General features: G+C 62.2%; 17 protein-coding genes and 1 pseudogene. 12 read left to right on the top strand and 6 right to left on the bottom strand.

All coding sequences use genetic code 11. The features are described from left to right. Nucleotides 1-163: 163 nt before the first annotated feature. Together dcd and apbC are read right to left on the bottom strand one after the other, a co-directional pair. Nucleotides 164-730: a dCTP deaminase gene (gene dcd / locus FFS12_RS10250; protein ID WP_137886732.1), complete on the bottom strand. Its 567-nt coding sequence runs from the start codon at nt 728-730 to the stop codon at nt 164-166. Between the two features lie 191 nt (nt 731-921). After that, complete coding sequence (apbC, locus tag FFS12_RS10255) at nt 922-2016, bottom strand: iron-sulfur cluster carrier protein ApbC (protein WP_137818813.1); 1095 nt, start codon at nt 2014-2016, stop codon at nt 922-924. Between the two features lie 229 nt (nt 2017-2245). Here apbC and metG point away from each other — a divergent pair, with 229 nt between their 5' ends. From metG to FFS12_RS10295, 8 genes are all read left to right on the top strand, one after another. Further along, complete coding sequence (gene metG / locus FFS12_RS10260) at nt 2246-4291, top strand: methionine--tRNA ligase (protein WP_137886733.1); 2046 nt, start codon at nt 2246-2248, stop codon at nt 4289-4291. A gap of 148 nt (nt 4292-4439) precedes the next feature. Beyond that, nucleotides 4440-5030 carry an Rnf-Nqr domain containing protein gene (locus FFS12_RS10265; protein ID WP_137886734.1) on the top strand — a complete coding sequence of 197 codons (591 nt, stop codon included), beginning with the start codon at nt 4440-4442 and terminating at the stop codon, nt 5028-5030. Next, nucleotides 5027-6199, top strand: coding sequence for an electron transport complex subunit RsxB (rsxB, locus tag FFS12_RS10270; RefSeq protein ID WP_372239458.1), 1173 nt, complete (start codon nt 5027-5029; stop codon nt 6197-6199). The genes FFS12_RS10265 and rsxB overlap by 4 nt, the downstream gene beginning before the upstream one ends. 111 nt (nt 6200-6310) lie before the next feature. After that, a complete protein-coding gene (locus FFS12_RS10275; protein ID WP_137886787.1) occupies nt 6311-7282 on the top strand; it encodes an RnfABCDGE type electron transport complex subunit D in 972 nt (323 codons plus the stop codon). Continuing rightward, nucleotides 7279-7896: an RnfABCDGE type electron transport complex subunit G gene (locus tag FFS12_RS10280; RefSeq protein ID WP_137886735.1), complete on the top strand. Its 618-nt coding sequence runs from the start codon at nt 7279-7281 to the stop codon at nt 7894-7896. Before FFS12_RS10275 ends, FFS12_RS10280 begins: the two co-directional genes overlap by 4 nt. Then, on the top strand, nt 7893-8474 hold the full coding sequence (locus tag FFS12_RS10285) for an Rnf-Nqr domain containing protein (protein ID WP_137886736.1): 582 nt from the start codon (nt 7893-7895) through the stop codon (nt 8472-8474). The genes FFS12_RS10280 and FFS12_RS10285 overlap by 4 nt, the downstream gene beginning before the upstream one ends. Next, nucleotides 8474-9112, top strand: coding sequence for an endonuclease III (nth, locus tag FFS12_RS10290; RefSeq protein ID WP_137886737.1), 639 nt, complete (start codon nt 8474-8476; stop codon nt 9110-9112). The genes FFS12_RS10285 and nth overlap by 1 nt, the downstream gene beginning before the upstream one ends. A 107-nt stretch (nt 9113-9219) precedes the next feature. Continuing rightward, entirely contained in the window at nt 9220-9402 is a 183-nt protein-coding gene (locus FFS12_RS10295; RefSeq protein WP_119954672.1) for a PA3496 family putative envelope integrity protein, read from the top strand. Between the two features lie 89 nt (nt 9403-9491). On the opposite strand, the gene gloA is transcribed toward FFS12_RS10295, so the two are convergent. The 3 genes and pseudogenes from gloA to FFS12_RS10310 all read right to left on the bottom strand — a co-directional run. Continuing rightward, complete coding sequence (gene gloA / locus FFS12_RS10300) at nt 9492-9884, bottom strand: lactoylglutathione lyase (RefSeq protein ID WP_137886738.1); 393 nt, start codon at nt 9882-9884, stop codon at nt 9492-9494. A 100-nt stretch (nt 9885-9984) separates the two neighbouring features. After that, on the bottom strand, nt 9985-11202 hold the full coding sequence (locus tag FFS12_RS10305; RefSeq protein WP_137886739.1) for an argininosuccinate synthase: 1218 nt from the start codon (nt 11200-11202) through the stop codon (nt 9985-9987). A 139-nt stretch (nt 11203-11341) separates the two neighbouring features. Continuing rightward, nucleotides 11342-11566: pseudogene (locus tag FFS12_RS10310) on the bottom strand (OmpA family protein); the annotation flags it as partial. Between the two features lie 104 nt (nt 11567-11670). On the opposite strand from FFS12_RS10310, the gene pyrC reads away from it, so the two are divergent. Both pyrC and rnt read left to right on the top strand, forming a co-directional pair. Further along, nucleotides 11671-12717, top strand: a complete 1047-nt coding sequence (pyrC, locus tag FFS12_RS10315) for a dihydroorotase (protein WP_137886740.1) — start codon at nt 11671-11673, stop codon at nt 12715-12717. After that, nucleotides 12714-13391: a ribonuclease T gene (gene rnt, locus FFS12_RS10320; protein WP_137886741.1), complete on the top strand. Its 678-nt coding sequence runs from the start codon at nt 12714-12716 to the stop codon at nt 13389-13391. Before pyrC ends, rnt begins: the two co-directional genes overlap by 4 nt. Before the next feature lie 52 nt (nt 13392-13443). On the opposite strand, the gene FFS12_RS10325 is transcribed toward rnt, so the two are convergent. After that, nucleotides 13444-14046: a peroxiredoxin gene (locus FFS12_RS10325; RefSeq protein ID WP_137886742.1), complete on the bottom strand. Its 603-nt coding sequence runs from the start codon at nt 14044-14046 to the stop codon at nt 13444-13446. A gap of 288 nt (nt 14047-14334) precedes the next feature. Here FFS12_RS10325 and FFS12_RS10330 point away from each other — a divergent pair, with 288 nt between their 5' ends. Together FFS12_RS10330 and bfr are read left to right on the top strand one after the other, a co-directional pair. Continuing rightward, nucleotides 14335-14553: a bacterioferritin-associated ferredoxin gene (locus FFS12_RS10330; protein ID WP_119954679.1), complete on the top strand. Its 219-nt coding sequence runs from the start codon at nt 14335-14337 to the stop codon at nt 14551-14553. A 197-nt stretch (nt 14554-14750) separates the two neighbouring features. Next, entirely contained in the window at nt 14751-15221 is a 471-nt protein-coding gene (bfr, locus tag FFS12_RS10335; RefSeq protein WP_137886743.1) for a bacterioferritin, read from the top strand. Nucleotides 15222-15312: the final 91 nt, after the last annotated feature.

The raw sequence follows: 15312 nt of genomic DNA on the forward strand, positions 1-15312 counted from the left end.
CCGGGCGCCAAGTTAGGCGCCTATTTTTTTGCCTGGCGTTTGCTGCCTGGAACGGCTCCAACACCGCCGGCCTCTCACGGCCAACGGCAAACAAGGCCCCTGGCCTTTGCAACAGCCATGAAAAAGCCGGGCAAATGCCCGGCTTTTTTATGCGCTTCGAACCTCAGGCCTTCGGCAGGGTAACGCCCAGTTGGCCCTGGTACTTGCCGCCGCGATCCTTATAGGACACCTCACAGACTTCATCGGATTCGAAGAACAACATCTGCGCCACACCTTCGTTAGCGTAGATCTTCGCCGGCAGCGTGGTGGTGTTGGAGAACTCCAGGGTGACGTGGCCTTCCCACTCCGGTTCCAGCGGCGTCACGTTAACGATGATGCCGCAACGGGCGTAGGTGCTTTTGCCCAGGCAGATGGTCAGCACGTCGCGCGGAATCCGGAAAAACTCCACGGTGCGCGCCAGCGCGAAGGAGTTTGGCGGGATGATGCAGACGTCGCTCTTGACGTCGACGAAGCTCTTCTCATCGAAGTTCTTCGGGTCGACTGTGGCCGAGTTGATGTTGGTGAACACCTTGAATTCGTCGGCGCAACGTACGTCGTAACCGTAGCTGGACACCCCATAGGAGATCAGCCGCTCGGCGCCTTCACCGCGCACCTGGCGCTCGACGAAGGGTTCGATCATCCCGTGCTCTTGGGCCATGCGGCGAATCCATTTATCCGATTTGATGCTCATGGCGGGGTGTCCTGAATAGCAATTGGTGAAAAAGTGAGCGCATCTTACCGGGAGGCAAGGCAGCGGGCAAAGGTCTGGGCTCTTGCTCCCTCGGGGAGAGAGCAAGAGGTGAGGAAAAAGCGCGGTAGCTCCGCTTGCAATCCACCGCGCCCCTCACCCGCCCTGGCGTGCACCTTTCCCCGGTGGGCGTCTCAATCGTCGCTGATGCTGATAGTCGGCATCACCGTTGCACTCTGCTCGCTCTGGGCAATGCGCGCGCCGACGCAGCGCGCGGCTTCCTGATACAGCATGGCGATCTGGCTCTCCGGATCGGCGATGGTGGTCGGCTTGCCACCATCGGACTGCATACGGATGGCCATCGACAGCGGCAAGGAGGCCAGCAAATCCACGCCGTACTGCGCCGCCAGCTTCTCGCCACCGCCCTCACCGAACAGGTGCTCGGCATGCCCGCAGTTGGAGCAGATGTGCACGGCCATGTTCTCGACCACCCCGAGCACCGGGATGTTGACCTTGCGGAACATTTCCACACCCTTGCGTGCATCCAGCAGGGCCAGGTCCTGCGGGGTGGTGACTATCACCGCGCCGGCCACCGGCACTTTTTGCGCCAGGGTCAGCTGGATATCACCGGTGCCAGGCGGCATGTCGACGACGAGATAGTCCAGATCGCCCCAGGCGGTCTGGGTCACCAGTTGGATCAAGGCACCGGACACCATCGGCCCGCGCCAGACCATGGGCGTGTTGTCATCGGTGAGGAAGGCCATCGACATGACTTCGACGCCATGGGCCTTGATCGGCACGAACCACTTCTGATCCTTGACCTGCGGGCGGGTGCCTTCCGGGATGCCGAACATGATGCCCTGACTCGGGCCGTAGATATCCGCATCGAGGATGCCGACCTTGGCGCCTTCGCGAGCCAGCGCCAGCGCCAGATTGGCCGCGGTGGTGGACTTGCCCACCCCGCCTTTGCCGGAAGCCACGGCTATCACGTTTTTCACGTTGGCCAAGGCCGGCACTTGGGCCTGGGCCTTGTGCGCGGCGATGACAGAGTCGATTTGCACCGTGGCCTTGGCTACCCCATCGAGGTTTTCCAGGGCCATGGAAAGCATCTGCGCCCAACCGCTTTTAAACAGACCGGCGGCATAACCCAACTCCAACCGCACGCTGACCTGCTCGCCGTTAATGGCGATATCGCGCACACAGCCGGCGCTGACCGGGTCCTGGTTCAAATGCGGGTCGGTGTACTGGCGCAGCGCGGCTTCCACTGCTTGACGGGTAATCGTGGACATAAGGAAATCCTGACGGGCATAAAACAGATGGGCGCTATCCTACTCCAGGCACCCCGTTCGCGCATAAGCCCCCACCGGCTGTGAAGCGCAAAACGAAAAGCAGCTGCACCGCCGCTATCGCCCATAAGCTGAATAGGCGCAAGGTCAGCGAACCTCTACGGATGAAAAAAACCCGCCGGGCCTTTATAGTGGCCGACCTCCGTTTCACTCAGATCAGTAGCCGAGCCCCATGTCCGAGCCCCGCAAGATTCTCGTCACCAGCGCCCTGCCCTACGCCAACGGTTCCATTCACCTTGGCCATATGCTCGAGTACATCCAGACCGATATCTGGGTGCGCTTCCAGAAGCACCGCGGCAACCAATGCGTGTACGTCTGCGCGGACGACGCCCACGGTTCGGCGATCATGCTCCGCGCCGAGAAGGAAGGGATCAGCCCGGAACAGCTGATCGATAACGTCAAGGCCGAGCACAGCGCCGACTTTGCCAGCTTCCTGGTGAACTTCGACAACTTCCACTCGACCCACTCGGACGAAAACCGCGAGCTGTCGAGCCTGATCTACACCCGCTTGCGCGATGCCGGGCATATCGCCACCCGGGCGATCACCCAGTATTTCGACCCGGAAAAGCAGATGTTCCTGGCCGACCGCTTCATCAAGGGCACCTGCCCGAAATGCGCGGCAGAGGACCAGTACGGCGACAACTGCGAGAAATGCGGCGCCACTTACGCCCCGACCGACCTGAAAGACCCGAAATCGGCGATCTCCGGCGCCACCCCGGTGCTCAAGGAGTCGCAGCACTTCTTCTTCAAGCTGCCCGACTTCGACGCCATGCTGAAAAGCTGGACCCGCAGCGGCACCCTGCAGGACGCCGTGGCGAACAAGATCGCCGAATGGCTGGATTCCGGCCTGCAGGAGTGGGACATCTCCCGCGATGCGCCCTACTTCGGCTTCGAGATCCCCGGCGAGCCGGGCAAGTACTTCTACGTCTGGCTGGACGCGCCGATCGGCTATATGGCCAGCTTCAAGAACCTCTGCGCACGGCGCCCGGAACTGGATTTCGACGCGTACTGGAGCAAGGATTCGACCGCCGAGCTGTACCACTTCATCGGCAAGGACATCGTCAACTTCCACGCCCTGTTCTGGCCGGCGATGCTCGAAGGCGCGGGCTACCGCAAGCCGACCGGGATCAACGTGCACGGTTACCTGACCGTGAACGGGCAGAAAATGTCCAAGTCCCGCGGCACCTTTATCAAGGCCCGTACCTACCTGGACCACCTGTCGCCGGAATACCTGCGCTACTACTACGCGGCCAAGCTCAGCCGCGGCGTCGACGACCTGGACCTGAACCTCGAAGACTTCGTGCAGAAGGTCAACTCCGACCTGGTCGGCAAGGTCGTCAACATTGCCAGCCGTTGCGCCGGTTTTATCCATAAGGGCAACGCCGGAGTGCTGGTCGATGTCAACGCGGAGCCTGCGCTGACCGAGGCCTTCCTCGCCGCCGCCCCGAGCATCGGCGAGGCCTATGAGGCCCGCGACTTTGCCCGCGCCATGCGCGAGATCATGGGCCTGGCCGACCGCGCCAACGCCTGGATCGCCGACAAGGCGCCGTGGTCCCTGGCCAAACAGGAAGGCCAGCAGGACGAAGTGCAGGCCGTCTGCGCCTTGGGCATCAACCTGTTCCGTCAGTTGGTGATCTTCCTCAAGCCGGTGCTGCCGAACCTGGCCAGCAATGCCGAGGCGTTCCTCAATGTCGCGCCGCTGACCTGGGCCGACCACAAGACCCTGCTGGCCAACCACCAGTTGAACGCCTTCCAGCCGCTGATGACCCGCATCGACGCCGCGGCCGTCGCCGCCATGACCGACGCCTCGAAAGAAGACCTGGCCGCAACCGAAGCCGACGCCTCACAACAGCAGGGCAACGGCGAACTGGCGAAAGACCCGCTGGCAGCGGAAATCGAGTTCGACACCTTCGCCGCCGTCGACCTGCGCGTGGCGCTGATCGTCAAGGCCGAACACGTGGACGGTGCCGACAAGCTGCTGCGCCTGACCCTGGATATCGGCGACGAACAACGCAACGTGTTCGCCGGCATCAAGAGCGCCTACAAGGACCCGGCCCAACTGGAAGGCCGCCTGACCGTGATGGTCGCCAACCTCAAGCCGCGTAAGATGCGTTTCGGCATGAGCGAAGGCATGGTCATGGCCGCCGGCCCTGGTGGCGAGGAAATCTACCTGCTCAGCCCGGACAACGGCGCCAAGCCGGGACAGCGGGTCAAGTAAGTTGGCTTTTCGTAGGAGCGAGCTTGTGACCCACATGGATGTGGGAAATGCGGCAAGCCGTTCCTACAGCCAGCATCGGCCGATTACCACTTTCTCGACCCTTCGCCGATAATTCACCCATCTCACTCAACGGGCTCTGCGTACGGTCATGACCGAACTCTTCCTCGCCCTGATCGGCGCAGTACTGGTCAACAACCTCCTCCTCATCCTGCCCGCCGGTGCCGATGCGTTGCGTACCCGGCGCGTGCGGCTGCTGGGCCCGGCCAGCGCCCTGCTGATCCTGCTCGCTACGCCGCTGGCGTGGTTGCTGCAAAGCCTGCTGCTGGAGCCACTCGAGCTCAGCTATCTGCGACTCTTCGTACTCATGCCACTGCTGGCGCCGCTCGCCTGGCTGAGCCTAAGGGTCTTGGCGCGCCTGCGCCCGCAACTGCCCCAGGACGGGCTCTGGCCACTGCTGCTCGGTAACGGCGCAGCCCTGGCCGCGATGCTGCTGGCCAGCCAGCCGGCAGCAAGCTTTGCCCTGGCGCTGGCCCTTGGTCTCGGCGGCGGCCTGGGCTTCTGGCTGGCACTGGCGCTGTTCACCGACCTGCTGGAGCGCATCGAACAAGCCGATATACCCGAGCCATTCAAGGGGGCGCCCATCGCCTTGATCGCCGCCGGTCTGATGGGCCTGGCCTTTCTTGGCTTCAACGGGCTCGGTTTCAATGGGTTCGGTCTCAATGGACTAGGTGCGCCATGAGCAGCCTGATCCGCATCGAAGCCATAGACGCGCTGCTGCCGCAGACCCAGTGCGGCAAGTGCGGCCACCCCGGCTGCAAACCCTACGCCCGGGCGATTGCCGAGGGTGAGGCGATCAACAAGTGCCCGCCCGGCGGCGTCGCGACCATCCAGGCGCTGGCCGAACTGCTGGATGTGCCAGTGCTGCCGCCAGAGATTGCGCCGATTGCGCCGCAGATTGCCTTTATCCGCGAGGCCGAATGCATCGGCTGCACCAAGTGCATCCAGGCCTGCCCGGTGGATGCCATAGTCGGCGCGGCCAAGCAGATGCACACCGTGCTAGTCGACGAATGCACCGGCTGCGAACTCTGCGTCGCACCCTGCCCGGTGGACTGCATCGATATCCTGCCGCTGCCCGAACCTGAGGCTCAGGCCCAACGCCAGCGCGCCGACCAGTTCCGCCTGCGCTTCGAAACCCATCAGGCCCGACTGGAACGGGAAGAGGCGCGCAAACAGGCTGAACGTCAGGCCCGCGTCGAGCGCGCCGCGCAGCCCCAGACGCAGCAGAGCGCAGGAGCGAGCGACCCGGTGCAAGCGGCGATCGAGCGGGTCAAGGCGCAGAAGGCCGCAGCCGGCACCCTGACCGACCAGCAGAAACGCTTGAAGATCGAGGCCGCCATGGCCCAGGTCGCGCTAAGCAAGGCCGAAAAGCAGCTGGCGACCCATGGTACGCCGGCGCTCGAGGCCCAGGTCGCCGAGCTGCGCGCAGCCGCCGTCGCGGCGCAGGCGGCCCTGCAAGCGGCCTCACCGGCAGCGCCCGCCAGCGCCGATGAGGCCGCGCTGAAAAAGGCCAAAATCGCCCTCGCCGTCCGCCGCACCGAGCTGAAAAGCGCCGAACGCAACGGTGTCGAGGAAACCGAACTGATGCGTCTGCGCGCCGCCCTGAGTGACGCCGAGCAGGCGCTGCACGCGGCTGAGGAAGCCAGCGGCAAGCCGCCGCCGGAGCTGGTGCGAATCGACAAGCAACCGGTCGATACCCGCCTGCGCGCACTCAAGACCGAACTGGCCTACGCCCGCGCCGAGGTGAGCAAACTGGAACGCCGCAGCGAGGCCGATGCGGATGCCCTGACCAAGGCCAGGGCCCGGCTGGCCGAGGCCGAGCGGCAGTTGCATGAATACGCCCCGGTATAACCCGGCTTGGGGCCGCGGCTGGCTAGCCTTGGGCGCCGAATGCTGGGCATCGCCAACCTATGGCGAGGCGACAGAGTGAGCGGCCTCCCCCGCTTCGACCCGCGCCCCAGCATGCAGCTGGTGCTGCTGGCCTGCCTGCCCGGCGCGCTGGCGCTGCTCTGGCAATACGGTTGGGGCAGCCTGCTGCAACTGCTGTTGGCCCTGGCCGCCGCCCTCGCCTGCGAAGCTCTGGTGCGCCAGTTGCGCCACCAACCACTCGACAACGCGCACGCCCTGTTCGGCATCGGCGCCTTCGCCGAAGGCAGCGCGCTGGTCAGCGCCACCCTGCTGGCCCTGGCGCTGCCGCCCTACGCGCCCTGGTGGCTGACCCTGGCCGCCAGCGCCTTCGCCATCCTGTTCGGCAAGGCGCTGTTCGGTGGCTTCGGGCAGAACCCGTTCAACCCGGCGATGCTCGGCTATGCCTTCGTCCTGGTGGCCTTCCCGGTGCAGATGAGCCAGTGGCCGGCGCCCGGTAGCGGCCATGGCCTGCTGGCGGCGCTGCAACAGGTGTTCGACCTCGGTTCCGGGCTGGTGGATGGCTGGAGCCAGGCGACGGCACTGGACAGTCTCAAGCACAACGACCGCCTGACCATCGACGAGCTGTTCGCCGCTCACCCGGCGTTCGGTCATTTCGGCGGACGCGGGACGGAATGGGTCAACCTGGCCTTCCTGCTCGGCGGCCTGTTTCTAGTGCAGCAGCGGGTAATCCGCTGGCAGGCGCCGCTGGGCATGCTCGCTGCACTGTTCGTGGTCAGCCTGCTGTGCTGGAACGGCTCGGGCTCGGACTCCAACGGCTCGCCGCTGCTGCACCTATTTTCCGGCGCAACCATGCTCGGCGCCTTCTTTATCGTCACCGAGCCGGTATCCGGCGCCGCCAGCGAGCGGGGCCGCTTGTTGTTCGGCGTCGGCGTCGGGGTACTGGTCTATGTCATCCGTACCTGGGGCGGTTACCCGGACGGCCTGGCCTTCGCCGTGCTGCTGATGAACCTGGCGGTGCCGGCGCTGGAACGGCTGGCCGCGCGCAGTGCGGGAGCCACAGCATGACTAGCCGGCAAGCCGTGACGCTGGCCCTGCTCGCCATCCTTGGTCTGGTTCTGCTGGTCGGCATCCAACAGCTGCTCGCCGAGCGTATCGAGCGCGAACGTCAAGCCGCCGCCGAACGCGCCCTGCTCGACCTGTTGCCGGCCGGCAGCTACGACAACCATCCATTGGCCCGGCGCATCGCCCTGCCGGCCAGCGACCTGCTCGGCCAGCCAGCGCCCGAGTTCGCCTATCTCGCTACCTGGCAAGGCGCACCCAGCGCGCTGTTGCTACCAGCCACGGCGAACGGCTACGAAGGACCGATCCGTCTGCTGCTGGCCATAGGCCCGGATGCCCGACTGCTCGGCGTGAAGGTGCTCGAACAGCGCGAGACGCCCGGCCTCGGCGATCTGACCGCGGCCGACAAGCGCCCCTGGCTGCGTGGATTCGTCGGCAAGTCGCTACGCACCTCGCCCGAGCCGGACTGGCGGGTGCGTGCCGACGGCGGCCAGTTCGATCAGATCGCCGGCGCCACCGTCACCTCACGCGGCGTGGTGAAGGCCGTGCAGCAGGCCTTGAGCTTCTTCGACGCGCACCGGCAGAGCTTGCTGCAAGCCCCTACGGAGAAAGCGCCATGAGGCGCCTACCCGGCACCCCGCTTAGCCTGCTCGGCCTCGCCCCGCTGCTGGGTGCCAGCGATCTGCTGGTCAAGGCACTGGGGCTCGCGCTAGCCGGCCTGCCGGTGCTGGCCGGCTTTGGCCTGTTGCTAGCGCTCGTGCATAAGCGCATTAATGGAACCGCCTATTGGCTGGCCGCGCTGCTGATCGCCTGCACCCTACTCAGCTGCGCCGAACTGCTGATGCAGGCCTTCGCCTTCGAACTGCATCGCGCGCTGGGGCCGTTTCTGGCGCTGCTGATCCTGCCTTGCCTGCAACTCGCCCAGGGCGAACCGCAGCACCCCAGGACTGGCCTGGCACTGGGCCTGGTGTTCGCCCTGAGCGCCCTGCTGCTAGGTACCTTGCGCGAAGCCCTCGGCAGCGGCACGCTGTTCGCCCATATGGACTGGCTGTTCGGCCAGAACGCCACCCATTGGCAACTCGGCCTGGCCCAGTTCAGCGGCCTCCAGCTGTTCACCCACGCGCCCGGCGCCTTTATCCTGCTCGGCCTGTTGCTGGCAGCCGGACGCCACCTCTTCACCGTGAAAACCGACCACTGATGAACGCTGCCAAACGCAAAGAAATTTTCCGCCGCTTGCATGAAGACAACCCAGAACCCAAGACCGAGCTGGCCTACTCGTCACCGTTCGAGCTGCTGATCGCGGTGATTCTGTCCGCGCAAGCGACCGATGTCGGCGTCAACAAAGCCACCGCCAAACTCTACCCGGTAGCCAATACCCCTGAAGCCATCTATGCCCTCGGCGTCGAAGGCTTGAGCGAGTACATCAAGACCATCGGCCTGTTCAACAGCAAGGCGAAGAATGTCATCGAAACCTGCCGCCTGCTGATCGAACGGCATGACAGCCAGGTGCCGCAAACCCGCGAAGAGCTGGAAGCCCTACCCGGCGTCGGGCGCAAGACCGCCAATGTGGTGCTCAACACCGCCTTCCGCCAACTGACCATGGCGGTGGACACGCATATTTTCCGCGTCAGCAACCGCACCGGCATCGCCCCCGGCAAGAATGTGCAGGAGGTGGAAAAACAGCTGATGAAGTTTGTCCCCAAAGAATTCCTGCTCGACGCGCACCATTGGCTGATCCTGCATGGCCGCTATGTGTGCCAGGCCCGCAAGCCACGCTGCGGCAGCTGCCGTATCGAAGATCTGTGCGAATACCAGCACAAGACCTCTGACGATTGAGCCGCTATTGCTTCACCTCGTGTAGCAATTGAAAAAATCTTTTTTACCCGCCTAAGATTTGCCGCTATAAGGTGCGCAAATGGCCCTTGTAGCCGGGAGTAAACGTCATGAGCACTAGCAAAGAAGACCTGGAACTCGACGAAGACGTTGGCACCGATGAGGCGGATGATGCGGCCGAGACTCCGGTTGAAGTCGCCAAAACCAATCTGACCAAGCGGCGCATCATCGACAACCTCTTGGAAGAGCGTCGCCTGCACAAACAACTGGCCGAATACGACTTCGATCTGTAATCGCCCCATGAAAAAGCCCCGCGATGCGGGGCTTTTTCATTCACGCCAGGCACGGCCTTGGCCGCGCCGGCTTGACAGAACACAGCCGCTCAATCACCGCGGTGCGGTGACAACAGCTCGATCTTGTAACCATCCGGATCTTCGATAAAGGCCAAGAGGCTGCTGCCGTGCTTCATCGGCCCCGGCTCGCGGGTGATCTTGCCGCCTCGCGCGCGGATGTCTTCGCAGGCCTTGTAGACATCGTCGACTTCCAGCGCGATATGCCCATAGCCGCTACCCAGTTCGTATTGCTCGACGCCCCAGTTCTGGGTCAGCTCGATCACGCTATTCTCGGCTTCGTTGCCGTAACCGACGAATGCCAGGGTGAATTGACCCTCCGGATAATCTTTGCGGCGCAGCAGGGTCATGCCCAGCACCTCGGTGTAGAAGGCGATGGACTTATCCAGATCGCCGACGCGCAGCATGGTGTGCAGCAGTCTCATCAGGTTTCTCCTTATTCGGTGCCGCTGGTGACGGTCGCAGAAACGAACAACCCCGGCGCTTGGCCGGGGTTGTGTGGTCAGGCTCAGGCTGTTCAGCTTATCAGAACAGCTTGCGACCTTTGTTGGCAGCGATGCGCATGCGCAAGGCGTTCAGCTTGATAAAGCCAGCCGCATCGGCCTGATTGTAGGCGCCGGCATCGTCCTCGAAGGTGGCGATGTTGGCGTCGAACAGCGACTCATCGGACTTGCGCCCGGTGACGATGACGTTGCCTTTGTAGAGCTTCAGACGTACCACACCATTAACGTGGGCCTGCGAGGCGTCGATCATCTGTTGCAGCATCAGACGCTCAGGGCTCCACCAGTAGCCGGTGTAGATCAGGCTGGCGTACTTGGGCATCAACTCGTCTTTTAGGTGCGCGACTTCGCGGTCCAGGGTGATCGATTCGATGGCGCGGTGGGCGCGCAGCATGATGGTGCCGCCGGGCGTCTCGTAGCAGCCGCGCGACTTCATGCCGACGTAACGGTTCTCGACTATGTCGAGGCGACCGATACCGTTCTCGCCGCCGATCTTGTTCAGCGTCGCCAGCACAGTCGCCGGGCTCATTTCGACACCGTCGAGGGCAACGATGTCGCCGTTGCGGTAAGTCAGTTCGAGGTAGGTCGGCACGTCCGGCGCATTTTCCGGCGACTTGGTCCAACGCCACATGTCCTCTTCGTGCTCGGTCCAGGTGTCTTCCAGCACGCCGCCTTCATAGGAGATGTGCAGCAGGTTGGCGTCCATGGAGTACGGCGATTTTTTCTTGCCGTGGCGCTCGATCGGGATCGCGTGCTTCTCGGCGTAATCCATCAGTTTCTCGCGTGAGAGCAGATCCCACTCACGCCAGGGGGCGATGACTTTTACGCCCGGCTTCAGGGCATAGGCACCTAACTCGAAACGCACCTGGTCGTTGCCCTTGCCGGTCGCACCATGGGAAATGGCATCGGCGCCGGTTTCGTTGGCGATCTCGATCAAACGCTTGGCGATCAGCGGGCGGGCGATAGAGGTACCGAGCAGGTACTCGCCTTCGTAAACGGTGTTGGCGCGGAACATCGGATAGACGAAGTCGCGCACGAACTCTTCGCGCAAGTCGTCGATGTAGATTTCCTTGACGCCCATGGCCTGCGCCTTGGCGCGTGCCGGCTCAACTTCTTCGCCTTGGCCGAGATCCGCGGTGAAAGTCACCACTTCACATTGATAGGTATCTTGCAGCCACTTGAGAATCACCGAAGTGTCGAGGCCGCCGGAATACGCCAGGACAACCTTCTTTACGTCCGCCATGCCATCACTCCACGGGGTTGTACGGAAAACCCGTGATTCTACTGCTCGCGCCGGCTGATTTACAGAGGCGCGACGGCTTGTGATGACGAAGCGACAGAACCTGTCGTCGCTGCGACCGCTAAAGCAGGATCAGGAGGTAGAGGCGGAACCTGGCTTGCTCGCCAGCACGCCGAACGAACTCGCCGGCCCCGAAATCGGTGATGCTTTGCGACAGGCGGCACTCGAATTGATCGCCCTCCACCGTCCATTCAAGCTTTTCCAGACGCGTCTGAACGCTGATGGCCTCGGCTGGCAGGCTGGCGAACAGACCGGGCAAGGCGAGATAACGCTGGCGCCCGACGGGCTCCACAGGAAATAACGGCATGCCTCGGTGCTATCGCTTGAGTCAGGCGAAACTTGATAGCGAGTGCCTGAGAGCGGCTTTTCCGGTAGCATTCCCAGCAGTTTTGCCCGCCTGGAATCCCCCCAATGACCGACCGCCTGACCCTGCTGCGCCCCGACGACTGGCACATCCATCTCCGTGACGGCGCAGTACTGCCGCGTACCGTCGCCGACGTCGCGCGCACCTTTGGCCGCGCCATCATCATGCCGAACCTGGTGCCGCCGGTACGCAATACCGAAGAGGCCGACGCCTACCGCCAGCGCATCCTGGCCGCACGCCCGGCCGGCAGCCGTTTCGAGCCGCTGATGGTGCTTTACCTCACCGACCTCACCAGCGCCGAAGACGTGCGTGCGGCCAAGGCCTCGGGCTTCGTCCACGCCGCCAAACTCTATCCGGCCGGCGCCACCACTAACTCGGACGCTGGCGTCACCAGCGTCGACAAGATCTTCCCTGTGCTGGAAGCCATGGCCGAAGTCGGTCTGCCGCTGCTGGTACACGGCGAGGTCACCCGCGGCGAAATCGATGTATTCGATCGCGAGAAGGTATTTATCGACGAGCAGCTGAGCCGGGTGGTCGAACGTTTCCCGACGCTAAAAGTGGTGTTTGAACACATCACCACCCGCGAGGCCGTGCAGTTCGTCACCGCGGCTTCGGCGAACGTCGGCGCCACCATCACCGCCCATCATCTGCTGTACAACCGCAATCACATGCTGGTTGGCGGTATTCGCCCACACTTCTATTGCCTGCCCATTCTGAAACGCAACGTGCACCAGGAAGCCCTGTTGGATGCGGCGAGCAGCGGCAGCAGCAAGTTTTTCCTCGGCACCGACTCGGCACCACATGCCCAGCACGCCAAGGAAGCCGCCTGCGGTTGTGCCGGCTGCTACACCGCCTATGCCGCCATCGAGCTGTACGCCGAAGCCTTTGAGCAGCGTAACGCGCTGGGCAAGCTGGAAGCCTTCGCCAGCCAGCACGGCCCGGACTTCTATGGTCTGGCGCGCAGCACCGAGACTATTACCCTGGTTCGTGAAGAATGGACCGCCCCGACTAGCTTGCCGTTCGGCGAGCAAAGCGTAATCCCGCTGCGCGCCGGTGAAAAACTGCGCTGGCGCCTGCTGGAGCAAAACACGTGAGCGACGATAACTACGACGACGAACAGGAAGGTCACGGCGGCGGTGGCAACTCACGCCACCCCATGGCCCAGCGCTTTCGTGGCTATCTGCCGATAGTCGTCGACGTCGAGACCGGCGGCTTCAACTGCGCTACCGACGCCTTGCTGGAAATTGCCGCCGTCACCGTTGGCATGGACGAAAAAGGCTTCCTCTTCCCCGAGCACACCTATTTCTTCCGGGTCGAGCCGTTCGCGGGCGCCAATATCGAAGCCGCCGCACTGGAGTTCACCGGCATCAAGCTCGACCACCCGCTACGCATGGCCGTGAGTGAGGAAGCCGCCCTGACCGACATCTTCCGGGGCATCCGCAAGGCGCTGAAAGCCAACGGTTGCAAGCGTGCCATTCTGGTCGGGCATAACAGCAGCTTCGACCTGGGCTTCCTCAACGCGGCGGTCAACCGCAACGATATGAAGCGCAACCCCTTCCACCCCTTCTCCAGCTTCGACACCGCCACCCTCGCCGGCCTCGCCTACGGCCAGACCGTGCTGGCCAAGGCCTGCCAGACCGCCGGCATCGACTTCGACGGCCGTGAAGCGCACTCCGCGCGTTACGACACCGAGAAAACCGCGGAGCTGTTCTGCGGCATCGTCAACCGCTGGAAAGAAATGGGCGGCTGGGAAGACTTCAACGAATAAACGCCCACAAAAAACCCGGCCGAAGCCGGGTTTTTCTTTGACGCGAACAGCCTTACAGCTTGCTGGCGTTCTCAGCCAGATACGAGGCCACGCCTTCAGGCGTGGCGGTCATGCCTTTGTCGCCTTTCTTCCAGTTAGCCGGGCAAACTTCGCCGTGCTCTTCGGTGAACTGCAGAGCATCGATCAGACGCAGCAGTTCGTCCATGTTACGACCCAGCGGCAGGTCGTTGACGATCTGCGAACGCACGACGCCGTTCAGGTCGATCAGGAAGGCACCACGGAACGCCACGCCGTCTGCGGACTCAACGTCGTAGGCCTTGGCGATTTCGTGCTTAACATCGGCGGCCAGGGTGTACTGGACTTGGCCAATGCCGCCCTTGTCCACCGGGGTGTTACGCCAGGCGTTGTGGGTGAAGTGGGAGTCGATGGAGACACCGATCACTTCCACGTTACGCGCTTTGAACTCAGGGATGCGGTGATCCAGAGCGATCAGTTCGGACGGGCAAACGAAGGTGAAGTCCAGTGGGTAGAAAAAAACCAGACCGTATTTGCCTTTGATTGCCGAGGACAAGCTGAAGCTGTCAACGATCTCGCCATTACCCAGCACCGCAGCTACGTTGAAATCAGGGGCTTGTTTGCCTACGAGTACGCTCATTCGATATCTCCTTGAGTGATGAGTGAGGTGCGAGCCGATTTAAACCTCGCACCGACAAACGACAGCGCAATGACACGACCCGCTCCAAGAATTGTTAATGATACACCTCGATTTTGAGCGAGGCCCATCGCTTTTTGACCCTCCGCCAGCTTATGGGGCGCATGCTCAAGATGACCGTTTATCCGACAGCAGGGCCTCTCGCACGAGACTTTAAACATAGGTTTTGACAAGCATTCTCATTAACATTAGTATCTTTTGCATCAAGCCACTTCGAGTTTTGGGCCACCCATGTACGTCTGTCTCTGCCTTGGTGTCACCGACGGTCAAATTCGCGATGCAATCTTTGAAGGTTGCTGCAGCTACCGTGATGTTCGCAAGACACTGGACGTTGCCAGCCAATGTGGCAAATGCGCCACCCTGGCCAAACAAGTAGTCCGCGAGACCCTGACCGAAGTGCAAAGCAGCCAAGCCGCGCTGGCCTACCCCGCCGGTTTCGTCGCCGCCTAATTCGAACGTTTTGAACAACCGGACCTCGTGTCCGGTTTTTTATGCCTGTAATTCAAGCGCTTAGCAGCAAAACGCAGAACTTAAACTTTCGTATTCAGATTAATTTTTACTTAAATTTCAACAACTTAGATTTGACAGCCACTAGCTGTCGGCCCAAAATTTCAAATTATCTATTCCCTTGCACGGCAGGATCCGACATGAAAGGCGACAAGAAAGTCATCCAGCATCTCAACAAGATCCTCGGGAACGAACTGGTCGCGATCAACCAGTACTTCTTGCACGCGCGCATGTACGAAGACTGGGGCCTGAAAAAGCTCGGTGAGCACGAGTATCACGAGTCCATCGACGAAATGAAGCATGCGGACAAGCTGATCAAGCGCATCCTCTTCCTCGAAGGTCTGCCTAACCTGCAAGACCTCGGTAAAATCCTGATCGGCGAAAACACCAAGGAAATGCTCGAGTGTGATCTGAAGATCGAGCATAAAGCCCACATCGACCTCAAAGACGCCATCGCCTACTGCGAAAGCATCGGTGACTACGCCAGCCGTGAATTGCTGGAAGAGATCCTCTGCTCCGAGGAAGACCACATCGATTGGCTGGAAACCCAGTTGAGCCTGATCGACAAGGTCGGCCTGCCGAACTACCTGCAGTCGCAGATGGACGAGTAAATCGCAGGCAATAAAAAGCCCCGCGCTTTGGCGGGGCTTTTTATTGTGCGGACTTTCTTTACCGAGTCAGCTCTAGCGAGTCAGCCGGCGC

This window comes from Pseudomonas sp. 2FE, from assembly GCF_005503735.1.
Lineage (GTDB): Bacteria > Pseudomonadota > Gammaproteobacteria > Pseudomonadales > Pseudomonadaceae > Aquipseudomonas.

Coding starts and splice junctions, on each gene's coding strand:
- FFS12_RS10285 (WP_137886736.1), top strand. CDS start 7,893: ATGAGGCGCCTACCCGGCACCCCGCTTAGCCTGCTCGGCCTCGCCCCG.
- bfr (WP_137886743.1), top strand. CDS start 14,751: ATGAAAGGCGACAAGAAAGTCATCCAGCATCTCAACAAGATCCTCGGG.
- gloA (WP_137886738.1), bottom strand. CDS start 9,884: ATGAGACTGCTGCACACCATGCTGCGCGTCGGCGATCTGGATAAGTCC.
- metG (WP_137886733.1), top strand. CDS start 2,246: ATGTCCGAGCCCCGCAAGATTCTCGTCACCAGCGCCCTGCCCTACGCC.
- FFS12_RS10305 (WP_137886739.1), bottom strand. CDS start 11,202: ATGGCGGACGTAAAGAAGGTTGTCCTGGCGTATTCCGGCGGCCTCGAC.
- dcd (WP_137886732.1), bottom strand. CDS start 730: ATGAGCATCAAATCGGATAAATGGATTCGCCGCATGGCCCAAGAGCAC.
- rsxB (WP_372239458.1), top strand. CDS start 5,027: ATGAGCAGCCTGATCCGCATCGAAGCCATAGACGCGCTGCTGCCGCAG.
- FFS12_RS10325 (WP_137886742.1), bottom strand. CDS start 14,046: ATGAGCGTACTCGTAGGCAAACAAGCCCCTGATTTCAACGTAGCTGCG.
- FFS12_RS10275 (WP_137886787.1), top strand. CDS start 6,311: ATGCAGCTGGTGCTGCTGGCCTGCCTGCCCGGCGCGCTGGCGCTGCTC.
- FFS12_RS10265 (WP_137886734.1), top strand. CDS start 4,440: ATGACCGAACTCTTCCTCGCCCTGATCGGCGCAGTACTGGTCAACAAC.
- nth (WP_137886737.1), top strand. CDS start 8,474: ATGAACGCTGCCAAACGCAAAGAAATTTTCCGCCGCTTGCATGAAGAC.
- FFS12_RS10280 (WP_137886735.1), top strand. CDS start 7,279: ATGACTAGCCGGCAAGCCGTGACGCTGGCCCTGCTCGCCATCCTTGGT.
- pyrC (WP_137886740.1), top strand. CDS start 11,671: ATGACCGACCGCCTGACCCTGCTGCGCCCCGACGACTGGCACATCCAT.
- FFS12_RS10330 (WP_119954679.1), top strand. CDS start 14,335: ATGTACGTCTGTCTCTGCCTTGGTGTCACCGACGGTCAAATTCGCGAT.
- apbC (WP_137818813.1), bottom strand. CDS start 2,016: ATGTCCACGATTACCCGTCAAGCAGTGGAAGCCGCGCTGCGCCAGTAC.
- FFS12_RS10295 (WP_119954672.1), top strand. CDS start 9,220: ATGAGCACTAGCAAAGAAGACCTGGAACTCGACGAAGACGTTGGCACC.